Source organism: Plantactinospora siamensis (genome assembly GCF_042434095.1).
Classification (GTDB): Bacteria; Actinomycetota; Actinomycetes; order Mycobacteriales; family Micromonosporaceae; genus KBS50.
Genome location: NZ_JBHLUE010000016.1, coordinates 657426 through 673408, shown reverse-complemented (window position 1 = coordinate 673408; position 15983 = coordinate 657426). Strand labels below are relative to the sequence as shown.

General features: G+C 75.9%; 10 protein-coding genes and 2 pseudogenes. 5 read left to right on the top strand and 7 right to left on the bottom strand.

Translation table 11 applies throughout. The features are described from left to right. Positions 1 to 9 precede the first annotated feature (9 nt). Positions 10 to 2286: a phenylalanine--tRNA ligase beta subunit-related protein gene (locus tag ACFFHU_RS20400; RefSeq protein WP_377341150.1), complete on the top strand. Its 2277-nt coding sequence runs from the start codon at positions 10 to 12 to the stop codon at positions 2284 to 2286. A 62-nt stretch (positions 2287 to 2348) separates the two neighbouring features. Here ACFFHU_RS20400 and ACFFHU_RS20395 read toward each other — a convergent pair whose 3' ends face one another. Together ACFFHU_RS20395 and ACFFHU_RS20390 are read right to left on the bottom strand one after the other, a co-directional pair. Further along, a complete protein-coding gene (locus ACFFHU_RS20395) occupies positions 2349 to 2486 on the bottom strand; it encodes a hypothetical protein (RefSeq protein WP_377341148.1) in 138 nt (45 codons plus the stop codon). Beyond that, complete coding sequence (locus tag ACFFHU_RS20390; protein ID WP_377341146.1) at positions 2486 to 2692, bottom strand: nitroreductase/quinone reductase family protein; 207 nt, start codon at positions 2690 to 2692, stop codon at positions 2486 to 2488. Before ACFFHU_RS20390 ends, ACFFHU_RS20395 begins: the two co-directional genes overlap by 1 nt. A gap of 190 nt (positions 2693 to 2882) precedes the next feature. Here ACFFHU_RS20390 and ACFFHU_RS20385 point away from each other — a divergent pair, with 190 nt between their 5' ends. Beyond that, a complete protein-coding gene (locus tag ACFFHU_RS20385; protein ID WP_377341144.1) occupies positions 2883 to 5081 on the top strand; it encodes a transglycosylase domain-containing protein in 2199 nt (732 codons plus the stop codon). Here ACFFHU_RS20385 and ACFFHU_RS20380 read toward each other — a convergent pair. Next, complete coding sequence (locus ACFFHU_RS20380) at positions 5001 to 6044, bottom strand: GlxA family transcriptional regulator (protein ID WP_377341142.1); 1044 nt, start codon at positions 6042 to 6044, stop codon at positions 5001 to 5003. The two genes, ACFFHU_RS20385 and ACFFHU_RS20380, sit on opposite strands and share 81 nt — an antisense overlap. Before the next feature lie 112 nt (positions 6045 to 6156). Between ACFFHU_RS20380 and ACFFHU_RS20375 the strand changes: the two genes are divergently transcribed. Continuing rightward, positions 6157 to 7392, top strand: coding sequence for an EamA family transporter (locus tag ACFFHU_RS20375; RefSeq protein ID WP_377341140.1), 1236 nt, complete (start codon positions 6157 to 6159; stop codon positions 7390 to 7392). A gap of 602 nt (positions 7393 to 7994) precedes the next feature. On the opposite strand, the pseudogene ACFFHU_RS31720 reads toward ACFFHU_RS20375, so the two are convergent. Next, positions 7995 to 8426, bottom strand: a pseudogene (locus tag ACFFHU_RS31720) (HNH endonuclease signature motif containing protein); the annotation flags it as partial. Between the two features lie 624 nt (positions 8427 to 9050). Beyond that, a pseudogene (locus tag ACFFHU_RS31715) lies at positions 9051 to 9998 on the bottom strand (DUF222 domain-containing protein); the annotation flags it as partial. A gap of 683 nt (positions 9999 to 10681) precedes the next feature. Here ACFFHU_RS31715 and ACFFHU_RS20365 point away from each other — a divergent pair. After that, entirely contained in the window at positions 10682 to 12487 is a 1806-nt protein-coding gene (locus ACFFHU_RS20365; RefSeq protein ID WP_377341137.1) for a hypothetical protein, read from the top strand. Next, a complete protein-coding gene (locus ACFFHU_RS20360) occupies positions 12484 to 13953 on the top strand; it encodes an NADH-ubiquinone oxidoreductase-F iron-sulfur binding region domain-containing protein (RefSeq protein WP_377341135.1) in 1470 nt (489 codons plus the stop codon). Before ACFFHU_RS20365 ends, ACFFHU_RS20360 begins: the two co-directional genes overlap by 4 nt. Here ACFFHU_RS20360 and ACFFHU_RS20355 read toward each other — a convergent pair. Together ACFFHU_RS20355 and ACFFHU_RS20350 are read right to left on the bottom strand one after the other, a co-directional pair. Continuing rightward, on the bottom strand, positions 13940 to 15256 hold the full coding sequence (locus ACFFHU_RS20355; protein WP_377341133.1) for a sensor histidine kinase: 1317 nt from the start codon (positions 15254 to 15256) through the stop codon (positions 13940 to 13942). The two genes, ACFFHU_RS20360 and ACFFHU_RS20355, sit on opposite strands and share 14 nt — an antisense overlap. Then, entirely contained in the window at positions 15228 to 15896 is a 669-nt protein-coding gene (locus tag ACFFHU_RS20350; RefSeq protein WP_377341131.1) for a response regulator transcription factor, read from the bottom strand. Before ACFFHU_RS20350 ends, ACFFHU_RS20355 begins: the two co-directional genes overlap by 29 nt. Positions 15897 to 15983: the final 87 nt, after the last annotated feature.

Below are 15983 nucleotides of genomic sequence, written 5' to 3'. Positions count from 1 at the left end.
GAGGCGGACATGCTGATCTCCCTGGACTGGATCCGCGACCACGTCGAGCTGCCGGCCGGGATCGACCCGGCGGAGCTGGCGCACCGGCTGACGCTGGCCACCGTCGAGGTGGAGGACGTGCTGCGGATCGACGGCGACGTGCTGCTGGACATCGACAACAAGTCGCTCACCAACCGGCCCGACCTGTGGGGCCACGCCGGGATCGCCCGCGAGCTCGCGGCCGTGTACGGCGTACCGCTGCGGCCGGCGCCGGCCGCGGACCGGCCGCCGCCGGTCGACGGCTTGGCGGGGGCGGTCGACCCGGCGGTCTGCCTCCGGTACGCGGCCGTGGCACTGTCGATCGCGCCGCCGCCGGCTGTCGTGCCACATCCCGGCGCCGCACCGGGTCCGGCATCCGCGCCGCCCCACGGCGCCGCACCGGGTCCCGCCGCCGCGCCGCCCGACGGCGCCGCACCGGGTCGCGCCACCGCGCCCGCCGCGCCGGACTGGCTGCGGGAGCGGCTGGCCCGGGTCGGCGCGCCGGCCGGCGGGCACCCGCTGGTGGACCTCGCCGACTACGTCATGTATGCGACCGGCCAGCCGGTGCGCCCGTACGATGCCGACGCCCTCGGCCCGCCGCTGTCGGTCGGCGCCGGCGGGTCCGGCGAGCCGCTGACGCTGATCGGCGGGGTCCGGGTGACCCCGGCCGAGCCGGTGCCGCTGGTCCGGGACGGGCGTGGCGTGGCCGGCCTGGCCGGGGTGCTCGGCGCGGCCCGTACCGCGGTCACGCCCGGCACCCGGCGGGCCGTGGTCGAGGTGGCCAACTTCCGGCCCGGGCCGGTACGCCGGTCCGCCGGGCGGCTCGGCCTGCGCACGGAGGCCTCGATCCGGTACGAGAAGGGCCTGGACACGGCCCGGGTGGACGCGGCGCTCGACCTGTTCCTGCGGCTGCTCCCCGAGGTGCTGCCGGGTGCGACCGCGACCGGGATGGCGGACCGCGCCCATGCCGCCACCGCCGGCGCCGAGCTGCGGATCGACCTGGACTGGCTCGACCGGCGGATCGGTGCGCGGCTCGGCGCCGCGGAGATCCTCGCGCACCTGCGTGCCCTCGGCTGCACCGCCGGGATCGCCGGCCGGACGCTCCGGGTCACCCCGCCGCCGTGGCGATCCACCGGCGATATCGCCGGGCCGGAGGACATCGTCGAGGAGGTGGCCCGGCTGCACGGGTACGACCGGCTCGTGTCCGCGCCACCGACCGTGACGCTGCGTCCGGCGCGGAGCCTGCGCCCGCGCCCGCTGGAGCGCCGGGTCCGGGAGGAACTCGCCGGCCCCGCCGGCCTGCGCGAGGTCATCACCTACCCGTGGACGGCCGACCGCCTGCTCCGGGCCGTGGGTCGGGACAAGGACCGGACGGTACGCACCGACGCCGCGCCCGCGCCCGACCGCGACTCGCTGCGCCCCGCGCTGGCGCCGAATTTGCTGGCCGCGGTGGCCGACAACCTGCGGCACCGCCCGGTGTTCGGCCTGTTCGAGGTCGGCGTGGTGTTCTCGCCCGGCGGTCCGGACGCGGCGCCGGTCGAGTCGACCCGGCTGGGGGTGGCGCTGGCCGGCCCCGACGGGGTCGCCCTGTTCCGGACCGCGACCGGCCTGCTGGAGCTGCTGCGCCGGCGGTGCCACCTGCGCGAGTTGGACGCGACCGGGCCCGCCCCGGCGGCCCGGGACGCGGCTCTGGACGGCGCCCGGGACGGGGCTCTGGACGGCGCCCGGGACGCGGACCCGGACGGCGCCCGGGACGCGGACCCGGACGACGCCTGCGACGCCGGCCCGGGCGGACCGGCTTGGGCGGACCGGGCGGCCCGGCTGGCGATCCGCGCGGGTGGCCGCCGGGTCGGCACGCTCGGCCTGGTCACCCCGCGCGCGCGGCGGCTGGCCGGGATCGAGGACACCCAGGTCGCGCTGCTGGAGCTGGACCTCGGCGGGCTGTCCGCGCATCCGTCGCGGGAGAACCGGTACCGGCCGTTGCCGGAGCTGCCCGGGGCGGAGTTCGACCTGTCGGTCGTGCTGGCCGACGCGGTCGGGTGGGCCCGGGTCGCGGACGTGGCGGCCGGGGCCCACCCGCTGGTCGAGGCGGTCCGCTATCTGGACGAGTTCCGCGGCTCGTGGGTGCCGCCGGGCCACCGCTCGGTGAGCCTGCGGGTCGGCCTGCGGGCGGCCGGCAGCACGCTCACCGCGGACGACATCGGCGCCGCCCGGGCCGCCGTGCTGGCCGCCCTGACCGACCGGTTGGCGGCCCGGCTGCGCGATTGAACCCCGGCGGCGGCGCGCCGGGGTGAGCCGGCCCGCGCCGGGTCGGGGTGCGCCGGCCCGGGTCAGGTCGGGTCGAGGCGCAGGAACGGGATCCGCGCGCCGACGGCTCGGTAGTCGGCCGTGGATCCGTCCACCTCGTACCCCATGAGCCGGCACAACCGGCGGGCCGCGAACGGGTGCCGGGGGGCGTACCGGACCATCAGCTCGGCCCCCGCGCGGCCGGCAGCGGCACGGCGGTGACGGCCCGGCGCCGCCCGCCGACCTGGATGGCCGCCCGGGGATGCGCCCGGAGGTTGCGGTACCAGTCGGACCGGGCGCCGAAGCCGGCGGCCCAGTCCAGCCCGGTGGGCAGGTCGGGCGCGGCGCCCAACCCGGCCGCGGCCTCGTCGACCAGCCGGTCCAGCACCGGCGCGCAGGCCTGTGCCCGCGTACGGCCGCGGTGTCCGCCATGACCGTCTCCGTCCCCTTCGCTCCCCACGGCCGCGGGCCGGGGGCCGCGGTGACTCGCTGAGTTGGGGCTGTACGCGGACCGTGAGGTTGCTGACAATCGGCACCCGGCCCTCGGCATTCGGCCGGATCCGGGCAAACCTGGGTTGATGCCCCCTGGATCCAAGCTGTCCCGTGCCGCCACCGTGCTGCTGACCGGCCTGCTCGCCGGCGCCGCGGTGGCCGCCGCGGCGCTGCCGGCGAACGCGCTGCTCGGCGTGGCCATCAAGGCCGCCGGCGACAGCTTCGCCAGCCTCCCGGCCAACCTGCAGACGCCGCCGACCGCCCAGCGCAGCTACATCTACGCGAACGACGGCAAGACGCTGATCACCACCTTCTACGACGTGAACCGGCACGACGTCTCGCTCGACGAGATCGCCCCGGTGATGCGGCAGGCGATCGTGGCGGCCGAGGACACCCGGTTCTACGACCACAACGGCGTCGACCCGCGAGGGCTGGCCCGGGCGTTCGTGGCCAACGGCAGCGGCGGCGGGGTGCGCCAGGGCGGCTCCACGCTGACCATGCAGTACGTCCGGAACGTCCTGAAGACCGACCCCTCGCTCACCGCCGAGCAGCGGGCCCAGGCCACCGAGGACACCGTCGGGCGCAAGCTCCAGGAGATCCGGTACGCGGTGGCGCTGGAGAAGAAGCTGTCCAAGGACGAGATCCTGGACCGCTACCTCAACATCGCCTACTTCGGCTCCGGGGCATACGGCATCGACGCCGCCAGCGAGCGGTACTTCGACAAGTCGCCGGCCGACCTCACCCTGGACGAGGCCGCGCTGCTGGCCGGGCTGGTGCAGTCGCCGGACGAGTACAGCCCGATCGGCGGCGACCGGGACGCGGCGCTGGGCCGCCGGTCGTACGTGCTGGACTCGATGACGAGGATGGGCGACATCTCCGCCGACCAGGCGGGCCGGGCCAAGGCCGCGCCGCTCACCCTGCACCCGACCGAGCAGCCCAACGGGTGCACCGCCACCGCCGGCGGGCACGACGACTGGGGCTTCTTCTGCGACTACCTGCGCAGCTGGTGGCTCAGCCAGCCGGCCTTCGGGGCCAACACCGCCGAGCGGGACGCCGCGCTCAAGCGCGGCGGCTACACCGTGGTCACCTCGCTGGACCCGAAGATCCAGGCCGCCGCGCAGCAGCAGACCCTTTCCGTGTACGGCTATGACAGCGCGCGGGCCATGCCGATGGCCGTCGTCCAACCGGGCGCCGGGCGGATCCTGGCGATGGCGGTGAACCGGCACTACAGCCTGGCGAAGAACCCCGCCGGTCAGCCGAACTACCCGAACACGGTGAACCAGCTGGTGGCCGGCGGCGGCGCCATCGACGGCTACCAGGCCGGCTCGACGTTCAAGCTGTTCACCATGCTCGCTGCGCTGGAGTCCGGGCTGCCGCTGAACACCGGCTTCGACTCGCCCGCCAAGCTGCCCACCAACTACCCCGGCAGCGGTCCGGACAGCTGCGGCGGCGCCTGGTGCCCGGGCAACGCCAATCCGTCCTGGATGGACGGATACCGCACCATGTGGACCGGCTTCGGCCGCTCGGTGAACACGTACTTCGTCTGGCTGGAGCAGCGGGTGGGGGCCGAGAAGGCGGTCGAGGTGGCTCAGCGGCTCGGCATCACGTTCCGGGCGGGCTCCGACGCCGAACTGGCCCGCAACGGCGCCGCCGGCTGGGGCTCCTTCACCCTGGGCGTGGCCGCCACCACCCCGCTGGACGTGGCGAACGCCTATGCCACGGTGGCCGCCGAGGGGACGTACTGCAAGCCGCTGCCCGTCGCCGCGGTGACCGGACCGGACGGCCGGCAGGTCGACGTCGGGCAGCCCGACTGCAAGCGGGTCCTCGATCAGGACGTTGCCCGGGCCGCCGCCGACGCGGCGCGCTGCCCGGTCGGCCAGCAGTCGGCGTACGGCCGCTGCGACGGCGGCACGGCCGCGCAGGTCAACGGGATCATGAACGGTCGGCCGGTGGCCGGCAAGACCGGCAGCTCCGAGGAGAACGCCACGGAGACCTTCGTGGGCTTCACCCCGCAACTCGCCGCCGCGGCCATCGCGGCCAATCCGGACGACCCCAACGACCACGTGGGCTCGGCGGTGCAGCAGCGGGTGATCGACGCGGTGGCCCGCACCATGCGCACGGCGCTGACCGGCCAACCGGCCCAGAGCTTCACCGCACCAAGCCAGGACCTGGCCTTCGGCCCCGGCGGACCGGACGCCGCGTCGCTACCGGGCGCCGCGAACCCCGCCGGGCCCGCCGCCCCGGCGCCCGGCGCCAACCGCCGGTCCACCGGCCGCCGCGGCTGACCGCGGCCGCGGGGGCGACCGGAACGACCGCCGGTAGGAGTCCGGGGTCACCCCCATCACCCGGGTGAAGTGCCGGCGCAGCGTGTCCGGGCTGCCGAAGCCGCACCGCACGGCCACCCCGTCGACCGTGTCGTCGCCGCGCTCCAGCAGCCGGCCGGCCAGCCACACCCGCTGGTCGTCCAGCCACGCCCGCGGGGTGGTCCCGGTGACCTGCCGGAACCGCCGGGCGAACGTCCGCGGGGACATCAGGGCCCGCGCCGCGAGGTCGGGCACGGTCACCGGCTCGTTCAGGTGGCCCACCAGCCAGGCCAGCAGGTCGGCCAGCTCACCCCCGTCCGGTACGTCCGGCACGGGCGCCTCGACGAACTGTGCCTGCCCGCCCTCCCGGTGCGGCGGCACCACCATCTGCCGGGCCAGCGCGTTCGCCACCTCGGCGCCGTAGGCGCGGCGCACCAGGTGCAGGCACAGGTCGATGGCGCCCGCCGAGCCGGCGCCGGTGAGGATCGGCCCGTCCTCGACGTACAGCCGATCGACCTCGACCCGGACGGCCGGATGGCGCTCCGCGAGCCGGGGCGCGTGCGACCAGTGCGTGGTGGCCCGCCGGCCGTCCAGCAGGCCGGCGGCGGCCAGCACGAACGCGCCGGTGCAGAGGCTGGCCACCGTGACGCCGCGGCCCACCGCCGCGCGCAGCTCCGCCAGCAGCGCGGGCGGGGGAGCGACGTCCGGCGGTGGGGCGCCGATCACCAGGATGAGGTCCGCGGCGGCCAGCCGGCTCAGGTCGTGGCTGGGCAGCACCGTGAAGCCCGAGGTGGTGGGCACCGGCGCGGCGCGTTCGGCGCAGACCGCGAACTCGTGCGCGGGCAGCCCGGCCGCCGACCGGTCCAGGCCGAACACCTCGCACGCCACCCCCAACTCGAACGTGGGCACCGGGGCGAACACGGGCACGGCGACGTTTCCGAGCATCCAGCGAGTGTGGCAGAGGATGCGGCCACCATGGCAGTTCCGCCAGTCATCCATGGCACTCGGCGGGGAACGTCACTATCGCCAGCCGCAACGTCGTACGGGAGGTTGAGTGATGAGGACCGGGCACTGGGTACGGATCGCGATGGCCCTGCTCGTGGTCTACGTGGTCTGGGGCTCGACGTACGTGGCGCTCCGGGTCGCCGTACGGACGCTGCCACCGCTGACGCTCAGCGGCGTGCGGTTCCTGGTCGCGGGCCTGCTCCTGTACGCCTGGACGGCCTGGCGGCGGCGTCGTGAGCCGGGCCGGTGGTCCGCGCCCACCCGGCGGCAATGGGTGATCTGCGGGATCCTGGGCCTCGCGCTGCCGGCCGCCGGCACCGGCGGAGCCACCTGGGCGGAGCAGAAGTTGCCGGCCGGGGTCACGGCCCTGCTCCTGGCGACCATTCCGCTGTGGCTCACCCTGGCTGCCCGGGTGGTGGACCGGGAACGCGTGGGCGTGGCCGGCGCGGCCGGGCTCGCCCTCGGCCTGGGCGGGGTGGCCGTGCTTGTCGACCCCTTCGGCGGAGGCGGGCTGGACCTGCCCGCCGCGGCCGTGGCGGTGGCCGGGGCGATCTGCTGGGGCTGCGGCTCGGTGTACGCCCGACGCGCGGCCACCCCGAAGCAGCCGCTGCTGTCCAGCGGCGTCGAGATGATCTGCGCCGGCGTCGCGTTGCTGCTGCTCGGCGGCCTCGGCGGCGAATTCGGCCGGATCGACCGGGCCACGCTGGCGCCGGACTCGCTGCTGGCGCTCGGCTACCTGATCGTGTTCGGCAGCCTGCTGGCCTACACCTCGTACGAGTGGCTGCTGCACCACGTCTCGGGGCGACTGGCCGGCACGTACGCCTTCGTCAACCCGCTCGTCGCGGTCGTCCTGGGCGCGCTGCTGCTCGCCGAGCCGGTCGACGGCCGGACCGCGCTGGCGGCGGCCGTCATCGTCGTCGGGGTCGCGCTCCTCGTGTCCCGTCGCGAGCCTGCCGCCGGGACCGTGCGCGAGCCCGCGGTCATGCGCGAGCCTGCCGCCGGGACCGTGTGCGAGCCCGCGGCCGTGCGCGAGCCTGCCGCCATGCGCGAGCCCGCCGCCATGCGCGAGCCCGCCGCCGGGACCGTGCGCGAGCCCGCGGCCATGCGCGAGCCCGCCGCCATGCGCGAGCCCGCGGCCATGCGCGAGCCCGCGGCCATGCGCGAGCCCGCGGCCGGGACCGTGTGCGAGCCCGCCGCGATGCGCGAGCCCGCCGGGCCGACCCGGCCCGGGCCCGCCGAGCCGACCGGGCCGGGTTCCGTCGAGCCCGCCGGTCGGGGATCCGTGTAGTCCGCCGGCGCCATCGGGCGAGCGTCCGGCGAGTCAGTGGTCCTGTCGGGCAGGGGCCGGCGAGTCCGCGACGGGTCTGGTCGAGCCCACAGGTCGGGGGCCGGTGAGGTCCCCAGGGGCCACCGGGCCGGATCCGCAGAGTATGCGGTGGGGGGCGCGGGTGGGGGTCCGCCGAGCCCGCGGAACGCGGCGGCCGCCGCAGCGGGGTGGCGGATCCAACGTACGAGCGATGCTCGGCGTGCCCGCCGCCGATCGTCCGCCGGGCCGACGGGTTCCGGGTCGCGGGCGGGTCGGGCCGGCCCCGCCCCTGCCGTGCCGGGCCGTACCGCGGTCACGGCAAGGACGCTGCCGTGCGCTGCCGACCCCGCCATTGATTGCCTGGGCCGGAGCAGGGTCTGCCGTCGCTCGGCCTCCACCAGCCGCTCGGTGGTGAGATCGGCCGCTTCCAGCGCCGAGCTTGTCCGTACCGCAGCCGAGCCGCGCCATGCGTGCCCGTGCGTGCCGCGTGCCGTGCGTGCCGCGTGCCGTGCGTGCCGCGTGCCGTGCGTGCCGCGTGCCGTGCGTGCCCGCGTGCCGTGCGTGCGTTCGTGCTCGGGGGGCGGTCAGCAGCGGTGGTGGGGTTGGCGGTTGCGGCGAGGTCGGCGGTCGGGATCGAGCCAGGCGGGTGGAAGGAATTCGGGGTGCCCGTCGGGAGCGAGGCGGACCTGCCATTCGTGGTGGTGGATGAGGGTGTGGTGGTGTCGGCAGAGAAGTACCGCGTTGTGGAGGGCGGTGGGGCCGCCGTCCGCCCAGTGGTGGATGTGGTGGGCGTCGGTCCAGCGGGGTGGTCGGTCGCAGCCGGGGAAGGCGCAGCCGCGGTCGCGGAGGATGAGGGCGCGGCGCAGGGGTGCGGTGATGAGGCGGCGTTTGCGGCCGAGGTCGAGGACTTGGCTCGGGCTGCCGAGTACGGCGGGCAGGATGGCGGCGTCACAGGCCAGTCGCCGGACGGCTTCGGGGGTGAGCCGGTGGCCCGTGTCGAGGGCGCCGGGCCCGAGTCCGACGGGACGGGACACGGCGAGGCGATCCCCGTCGAGGGCGAGCGCCGTTGCGGGCAGCGCGTCGGTTGAGCGGGGTGCCGCAGCGGTGGCGGTGCGGCGTTGGTTGGCGCTGGCGGCAGCGCGCCGTGGTAAGGCTGCGGCGGTGCGGCGTTGGTTGGTGCTGGCGGCAGCGCGCCGTGGTGTGGCGGTGGCGGTGGCGGTGCGGCGTTGGTTGGTGCTGGCGGCAGCGCGCCGTGGTGAGGCCGCGGCGGTGGCGGTGCTGTGTTGACGGGACGCGTCGGCGGAACGCGGTCCCGGGGTCGCCGCAGGCGGTGGTGACGTCGCGGTGGCGGAGCGCGGTGCGGCGTTGGTCGAGCGGGGTGCGGCGTTGGTTGGGGGCGGTGCGGCGTTGGCTGGGCGCGGTGCGGCGTTGGCTGGGCGCGGCGCGCCCGTCGGACAGCGAGAGCCGCTGCCGTCCGGCCGTGGCGAAGGTGCCCGTCCGACGGTGCCCGCGGCCGAAGGACGGTTGACTCCGCGATCCACCGGCTGGTGGCCGCGCTGGTTCCGGGCGTTCCGTACCGGCAGGCTGGAGCGCGGTCTGCGGCGGCCGCGGGCCGTGGGGTCGATCCGGCGTTTCCGGGCCGGGAGACCGACATCGGCGCCGGGCGGGAGACCGGCGTCAGGATGGGGCATCGGGCGAAGACCGGCGGCCAGCTCGCGGTAGTTGGTGGTGACCACGATCTGGGCCGGTTCGCCACCGTTGTCTGGCAGTTCACCGGTGCGGAGCGCGAGCCGGGTCAGCTCGGCGAGTGCGTCGTGTCGGCGCTGTCCGGGCGTGCGGTCGTCGCCCGGGCCGTTCGGTCTGGTCAGCGGGTCCAGAGCGGCGAGCAGCGTGGCGCTGGTCTCGGCATCGAGCACGGCGCGCAGCCGCATCCAGCCGTCGCCACCGTTCGAAAGCGTGAGGTGGCGCCGCCGGCCGGTGTCGTCCTCGGCCCGACGCAACGCCCGGAGGTCCGCCGCCTCGGCCGCGTCCGGGGCGACGTGCCAGAGGATGCGGTCGGCCAGCGCGCGAAGGGCTCGCGGGCCCCATTCCCGGGCGTCCGCGAGCAGGGTGTGCAGGGCCTTGTCCGCGACCTCGGCGTCGGCCTCACGGCGAACGTGGTCGACGGCGGACGCGATGACCCGGGCCTGATCCAGGCTCAGCTCCCCGGCGGCCAGCCGCTCGCGCAGGGCCGGACCCGCGGCATCCGCGGCGCAACCGGCCGCCGCGTTCAGCACCGGACCAGCCGAGCGATCATCGACGCCGCCCATGGTGGGGGAGCATCGGTCATCGCCGGGGCCCGCCGCGGCCGCGGCCGGGCTGTCGGCGTCCATCCACGCCGCGTCGGCCACCATCCGGCGGGCTGCGGCGCTGGTCACCCGCAGCCGGTCGCGCAGCCAGACCGCCGTGGAGGTGGCACCCTGAGCCCGGCCGATGTCCCGGCCGTCGGCCTCGCGGACCAGGCTCAGCTCGAGCACGTCCAGCCGCTGGCGCAGCCGGTGGACCTCGCCCAGACACTCGCCGAGCCGGCCCTCGGGCAGCGCCCACACCGGAGCGGCCAGGCAGGCCGCCACCGCGTCGTCGATCCGCGCCAACTCGTCGAGCACGAGTTCACGTTCGCACGACCCACCGACACTTCCCGGCCGCGCAGCGCGAGCGAGCCGTCGCTCTCAGATGATGCCGCAAGGGGCAATCCGGCGGTCCGGCGCGAGCGTTTACGGCGGGACGCGCATGGGCCGTCACGGCGCGGCGCGCGTGGGCCGGCACGCCGCGGCGCGCATCTGCCGGCATGGCGCGGCGCGCATCGGCTGCCACGGCGTAGCGCGCATCGGCCGCACGGCGCGGCGTTATCGTGGCCGCTGCGTGCGGTACGCCACCGCGCGGCGCGCATCTGCCGGCACGCCGCGGCGCGCATCGGCTGCCACGGCGTAGCGCACATCGGCCGCACGGCGCAGCGTTATCGTGGCCGCTGAGTGCGGTACGCCACGGCGCCGCGGCGTGGTCGGCAGGGTGGTCCCGGTTTGCCCGCATTAGCTTGCTCACGGTGTGTGGTCGGATGACCGCCTGAGGGATTCACGGAAAGAATCGCAAAACCGTTCATCCGATCGGACCGCCCGCCCGTACCTGAAGTGGAACGTCGGCACGGCGCGAGATCGAGGAGCGGATGGCTCGGAAACAACGGACCCAGGTGCCGGAGGCTCCGCGGAGCACCAGCAGCCGGAGTGGTCGTACGGTGTCCCGCCGCGCCCTGGCCGGCCTGGTCGCGTCGATCACGGCCGTCTTCTGGGCCGTGATGATGACGACCTCGGCGGGCCAGGTCGTCTATGCGTACCTGTTCGTCTTCACCGAGTTCTACGGCGGCGTGGCCGTCCTGGTGTTGTTGAGCATCACGGTGATGATCGGGGTGGTCTCCACCGACCGGATCGTCCTGGGGATCAAGCACCGGGTGCTGATGCAGTCCGCGCACCGGGCGCTCGGCACCATGGCGGTGGGCGCGCTGGGGCTGCACATTCTCACGAAGATCGCCGAGGGGCACGCCGGGTTGCTCGACCCGGTGCTGCCGTTCGTTTCCGGCCGCGGCTTCTTCGTCGGCCTCGGCACCCTGGCCGGCTGGTCGATGGCGGCCGTGTTCTGGACCGGCATCGTGCGGATGCGCTGGGCCGGCGCCGGGAAGCCGTGGATGTGGCGCGCGCTGCACAGCGGCGCGTACGTCTCCTGGCCGATCGCCCTGGTCCACGGCCTGAACGCCGGGCGTACCCCGGCCGGCTGGGTTACCGTGAGCTACATCCTGTGCGTCCTGCTCGTGGTCGTGGCGCTGATCGTCCGGCTGTCGGTGAGCCTCGGACGCAAGCGGCGGGAGGCCGAGCGCAACCCGGCCGCGACCCGGGCGAAGGGCGACTCGGCGGGCCAGGCCGAGGGTTCCCGTTCGGTCCGCTGGCCGGTCAGCCGGGGCGCGTCCGAATCGAGCCGTGCCGTGTCCGACATCCGGGTCGGGCGGGACGTCATGGCCGAGCCGACGATGGCCACGGCCGCGCTGGACTCGTGGGCGCCGGACGCCGGATACCGCGCGGTGGGTTCGCCGCGGCGACGCGCCGGGAACGGCCGGTTCACCGTGCCGCAGGTGCCGGCCCAGCCGGGTGACCGTCCCGCCTGGCAGTCCGAGTCCACGATGGCGCCGGCCGCCGACTGGGAGCGCGAGCCGGAGCTGGACGCGCCGCCGAGCGGACGCCGGTACGCGGCCAGCGGCGCGCGCGGGTATGAGTCCGCCGGGGAGCGCGACGCCGCGCCGCGCCGCGGTTCGCGGTACGCCGCGGCGGACGTACCGGAGGAGCCGTGGGACAGCCCGCGGCGCTGGTCCGCGGAGCGTGCGGAGCGGGACCAGCGTGCGGAGCGGGACCAGCGTGCGGAGCGGGACCAGCGTGCGGAGCGGGAGCTGCGTGCCGAGCGCGACGTGCGTGCGGAGCGGGAGCTGCGGGCGGAGCGCGACGTGCGTGCGGAGAACGAGCTCGACGCGCCGGTGAGCGAGCGGAGCCGGTCGGGTCGGTCCGCCCGGTCGAGCCGGGTCGCCGAGCCGAGTGTGGCCGCCGCGGCGGACAGCAACTACTGGGAAACGCCGCGGAACTACAGCGCGCCGCCGAGCGAGCGGGTCGCCGTCACCAGCGGCGGGCCGCGGCACAGCCGGGACGAGGACGAGGACGACTACCGGTACGACGCCGGCCCCGAGCGCGGTGAGGGGTACGACCGCTACGAGCGCGACGACCGGTACGACCGCTACCAGCGCCAGGACCGCTACGAGCGTGCCGACCGGGAGGACCGGTACGACCGGGAGGACCGGTACGTCTCGACCGGCCGCACGGCGCGGTACGAGGCGCCGGAGGATGACACGCCGACGCTGGTCGACCTGGCGTCCCGCCGGGCCATGCGCGCCGAGGGCCGCTCGAAGCGGCGCCGCGGTGGCGAGGCGGCCGAGGGCAGGCGCGCGGCCGCGGACGTGGCCGACAGCGCGTACTGGGCAAGTTTGCGGGGTGAGGCGCAGTGATCGGGACCGTGCCGGTCGTGCCGCCGGTCGCCTGCTTCGGCGAGCCGCGGCTCACCGCCGGGCTGGACGAGTTCGGCTCGCTGGACCTGGCGGCGCACGAGGAGGTGCACGGGCCGATCGGTCCGCTGTCCATCACGGCGCTGCTGCGGCTGGCCGAGGACATCCGGATCACCGGCCGGGGCGGCGCGGGCTTCCCGTTCGCCCGTAAGCTGCGCGCCGTCCTCGAGTCCGCCCGGTCCCAGCAGGCGCCGCCGGTGGTGGTGGTCAACGCCACCGAGGGCGAGCCGGCGAGCTGGAAGGACAAGGTCCTGCTCACCCGGGCGCCGCACCTGATCCTCGACGGCGCGGCGCTGGCCGCGTACGCGCTGGACGCCGACGAGATCGTCATCGGGGTGGCGGACGACGGGGTGGGCGAGGGTCCGCTGGCCGCGGCCCTGCGGGAGCGGCAGATGCCGGTGGACACCGGGATCGTGACGGTGCCGCACCGGTTCATCTCCGGCGAGGGTGGCGCCCTGGTGCGGGGGATCAACGGCGAGGCGCACATCCCGCCCGGCCGCAAGCAGCGGGCCAGCGACTCGGGTGTGGCGGGCCTGCCGACCCTGCTCTCCAACGCCGAGACGTACGCCCAGCTGGCGGTGGCCGCCCGGCTCGGCCCGTACGAGTACGCGGCCGTGGGCACCGAGCAGGAGCCGGGCACGGTGCTGCTCACCGTGGGCGGCGCGGCCGGCCGGAAGGCCGTCGTGGAGTGCCCGACCGGTACGCCGCTGGCCGACGTGCTGGCGCTGTGCGACGTGCCGCCCGGGCCCGGCGTGCTGGTCGGTGGCTACCACGGCAAGTGGATCTCGGCGGAGGCCGCGGCCAGGGCCGAGGTGTCCCGCGCCGGCCTGGCGGCCGTGGGCGGCACGCTGGGCGCCGGCATCATCCTGCCGCTGGGCGAGGACACCTGCCCGCTGGGCGAGGTGGCGCAGGTGGTGCGCTACCTGGCCGGCGAGTCGGCCGGGCAGTGCGGGCCGTGCCGGCTCGGCCTGCCGGACCTGGCCCGCGCCACCGACCTGGTGGTCTCCGGCGCCAGCACCATCGACGTGGTGCGGTCCGCGGCCGGCACGGTCAAGGGCCGCGGGGCGTGCAGCCACCCGGACGGTACGGGCCGGTTCGCCACCTCGGCCATGGAGGTCTTCGCGGCCGACGTCACGGCGCACACCACCCGGGACGGCTGCGGCAAGCGGGTCAAGGGGGTCCTCGGCCTGCCGGAGGCGCCGAACGTCGTCAAGCGCCGGCTCGCGGTGGACTGGTCGCGCTGCGACGGGCACGGGCTGTGCGCGGTGGTGGCTCCCGAGTTCATCCGGCTGGACGACAACGGCTTCCCGAGCTTCCCGCCCACCCCGGTGCCGACCTGGCTGGAGGGCGGGGCCACCAAGGCCGTCCAGATGTGCCCGGCGCTGGCGCTGCGGCTCAGCGAGGAGTAGACGAGGGACAGGACGGCGCCGGCGGGCGGGCGTCCGGGAGCTGCGGAGCGCCCGGCTCGCTGGCCGGCGCCGGCCGCGCCGGCTTCGCCGCCGCCGGTGGACGGTCCGCCACCAGCGGTACGGGGCTCGGCGCCGGCCGCCGTGGGCCCGGCGGTGGCAGGCTCGGCGCCGGCTGCCGTGGGCCCGGCGGTGGCAGGCTCGGCGCCGGCTGCCGTGGGCTCGGTGGTGGCAGGCTCGGCGCCGGCTGCCGTGGGCTCGGTGGTGGCAGGCTCGGCGCCGGGTGCGGCACCCGGATGCCGAACCGGGAGCCGCGGCCGGGCCGGCTGGAGATGCTGAGCCGGCCGCCCAGCGACGCGGCGACCTCGCGGACGATCAGCAGGCCCAGCCCGGTGCCGCCGCCGAGCCCGGCCGGCTGGTTCTGCACCGGGTCGCCGGCCAGCAACTGCCGGACGGCCGCCGGCGGCATGCCGCGGCCGCCGTCCGCCACCTCGACCCGCCAGCCCTCGGCGTCGCGGACGCCTAGCAGCTCGATCCGGTCGCCGGGGGCGGTGAACCTGATGGCGTTCTCGATCAGGCAGTCCAGGGCCGCCTCCAGCCGCTCCGGGTTCACCCGGGCAGCACCGATGGCGGACTCGCAGGACCAGGCCCGGGGCGCGGTCGGTGACCACCGGCGCAGGATGCGGATCAGCTCGGCGTCCAGGTCCACCGGGCGGGCCGGGGGCGGCTGGTCGAGCTGGACCAGGGCCACCATCCGCTGGCTGATCCGGATCGCCTTGTCCAGCTCGTCCAGCACGATCGCGAAATCGTCCGCCGAGGACGGGTCGCCGAGCTCCGCCCGCAGCAGCTCCGTGTAGCCGCGGGCCACGGTGAGCGGGGTCCGCAGCTCGTGCGAGGCGAGCCGGCTGAACAGCTGCTTGCGCTGGGCCCGGATCCGCTCCGCCGCGTTGACCCCGCGCAGCTCCGCCAGCAGCAGGTGCCGGCGGTGCACGTGCCAGACCATCACGATGAAGATGGCGGCCATCAACGGCTCCTCGGTGGTCTCCTCCCAGCGGATCTCGCCGACGGCGGCGTGGTGCCCGAGGATGAGCCCGGTGCTGGCCGTGACCGCGACCAGGGCCAGCACCATCCAGCCCACCCGCCACATGGTGAAGCCGTAGACCAGGGCCAGGCTGATCCAGACGAAGTGGAACGGGACGGTCTCCTCGCCCGGGAGGATCCACATCAACAGGACGTTCCCGCTGGCGAAGGCGATCCAGGCGGCGCCGAGCAGCCGGTCAGTCGAGGGCGTAGGCGTAGCCGACATGGCGTACCGTCTCGATCCGGTCGGGGCGGTCCAGCTTGCCACGCAGCCGCCGGACGTAGACGTCCACCACGTTGCTGCCCGGGTCGAAGGTCAACCCCCAGACGTCGGCGAGCAGCTCGTCCCGGCTGCAGGGCTGGCCGGCGCGGGTCATCAGGTGCTGCAGCAGCAGGAACTCCCGCAGCGGCAGCTCGATGTCGCCGCCGTTCACCGCGGCCCGGCGCTTCAGCAGGTCGAGGCGTACCGGACCGACCTGGAACCACCGGGTGGCCGCGCCGGGCGCGGCGGACCGCATCCGGGCGCGGACCCGGGCCACCAGCTCGGCCACCGCGAACGGCTTGGCCAGGAAGTCGGCCGCGCCGGCCTCCAGCACGGCCACCCGGGTGCCGATCTCCGGTACGGCGGAGAGCACCAGCACGCGTTGGCCCGGCCGCTCCGCCAGCAACCGCCGGAGCACCTGGTGGCCGTCCATGCCCGGCAGCATCAGGTCGAGGACGATCAGATCGAACTCGCGGCTCAGCGCCGCGTCGAGGCCGGCCGGTCCGCTGGCGGCCCGCTCGGTGGTCAGACCGCCGCTGCTCAGCGCGCGGGTGACCAGCCGGCCGATCCGGTCGTCATCCTCGATCACCAGTACCCGTCCCACCGAGCCCCCTCACCCCACACGCCCGCAGTCCCGCGTCTCTATGAAGCCGCTGACTTGCCGGTTAGGGGCACCACCGAACGGTGCTAA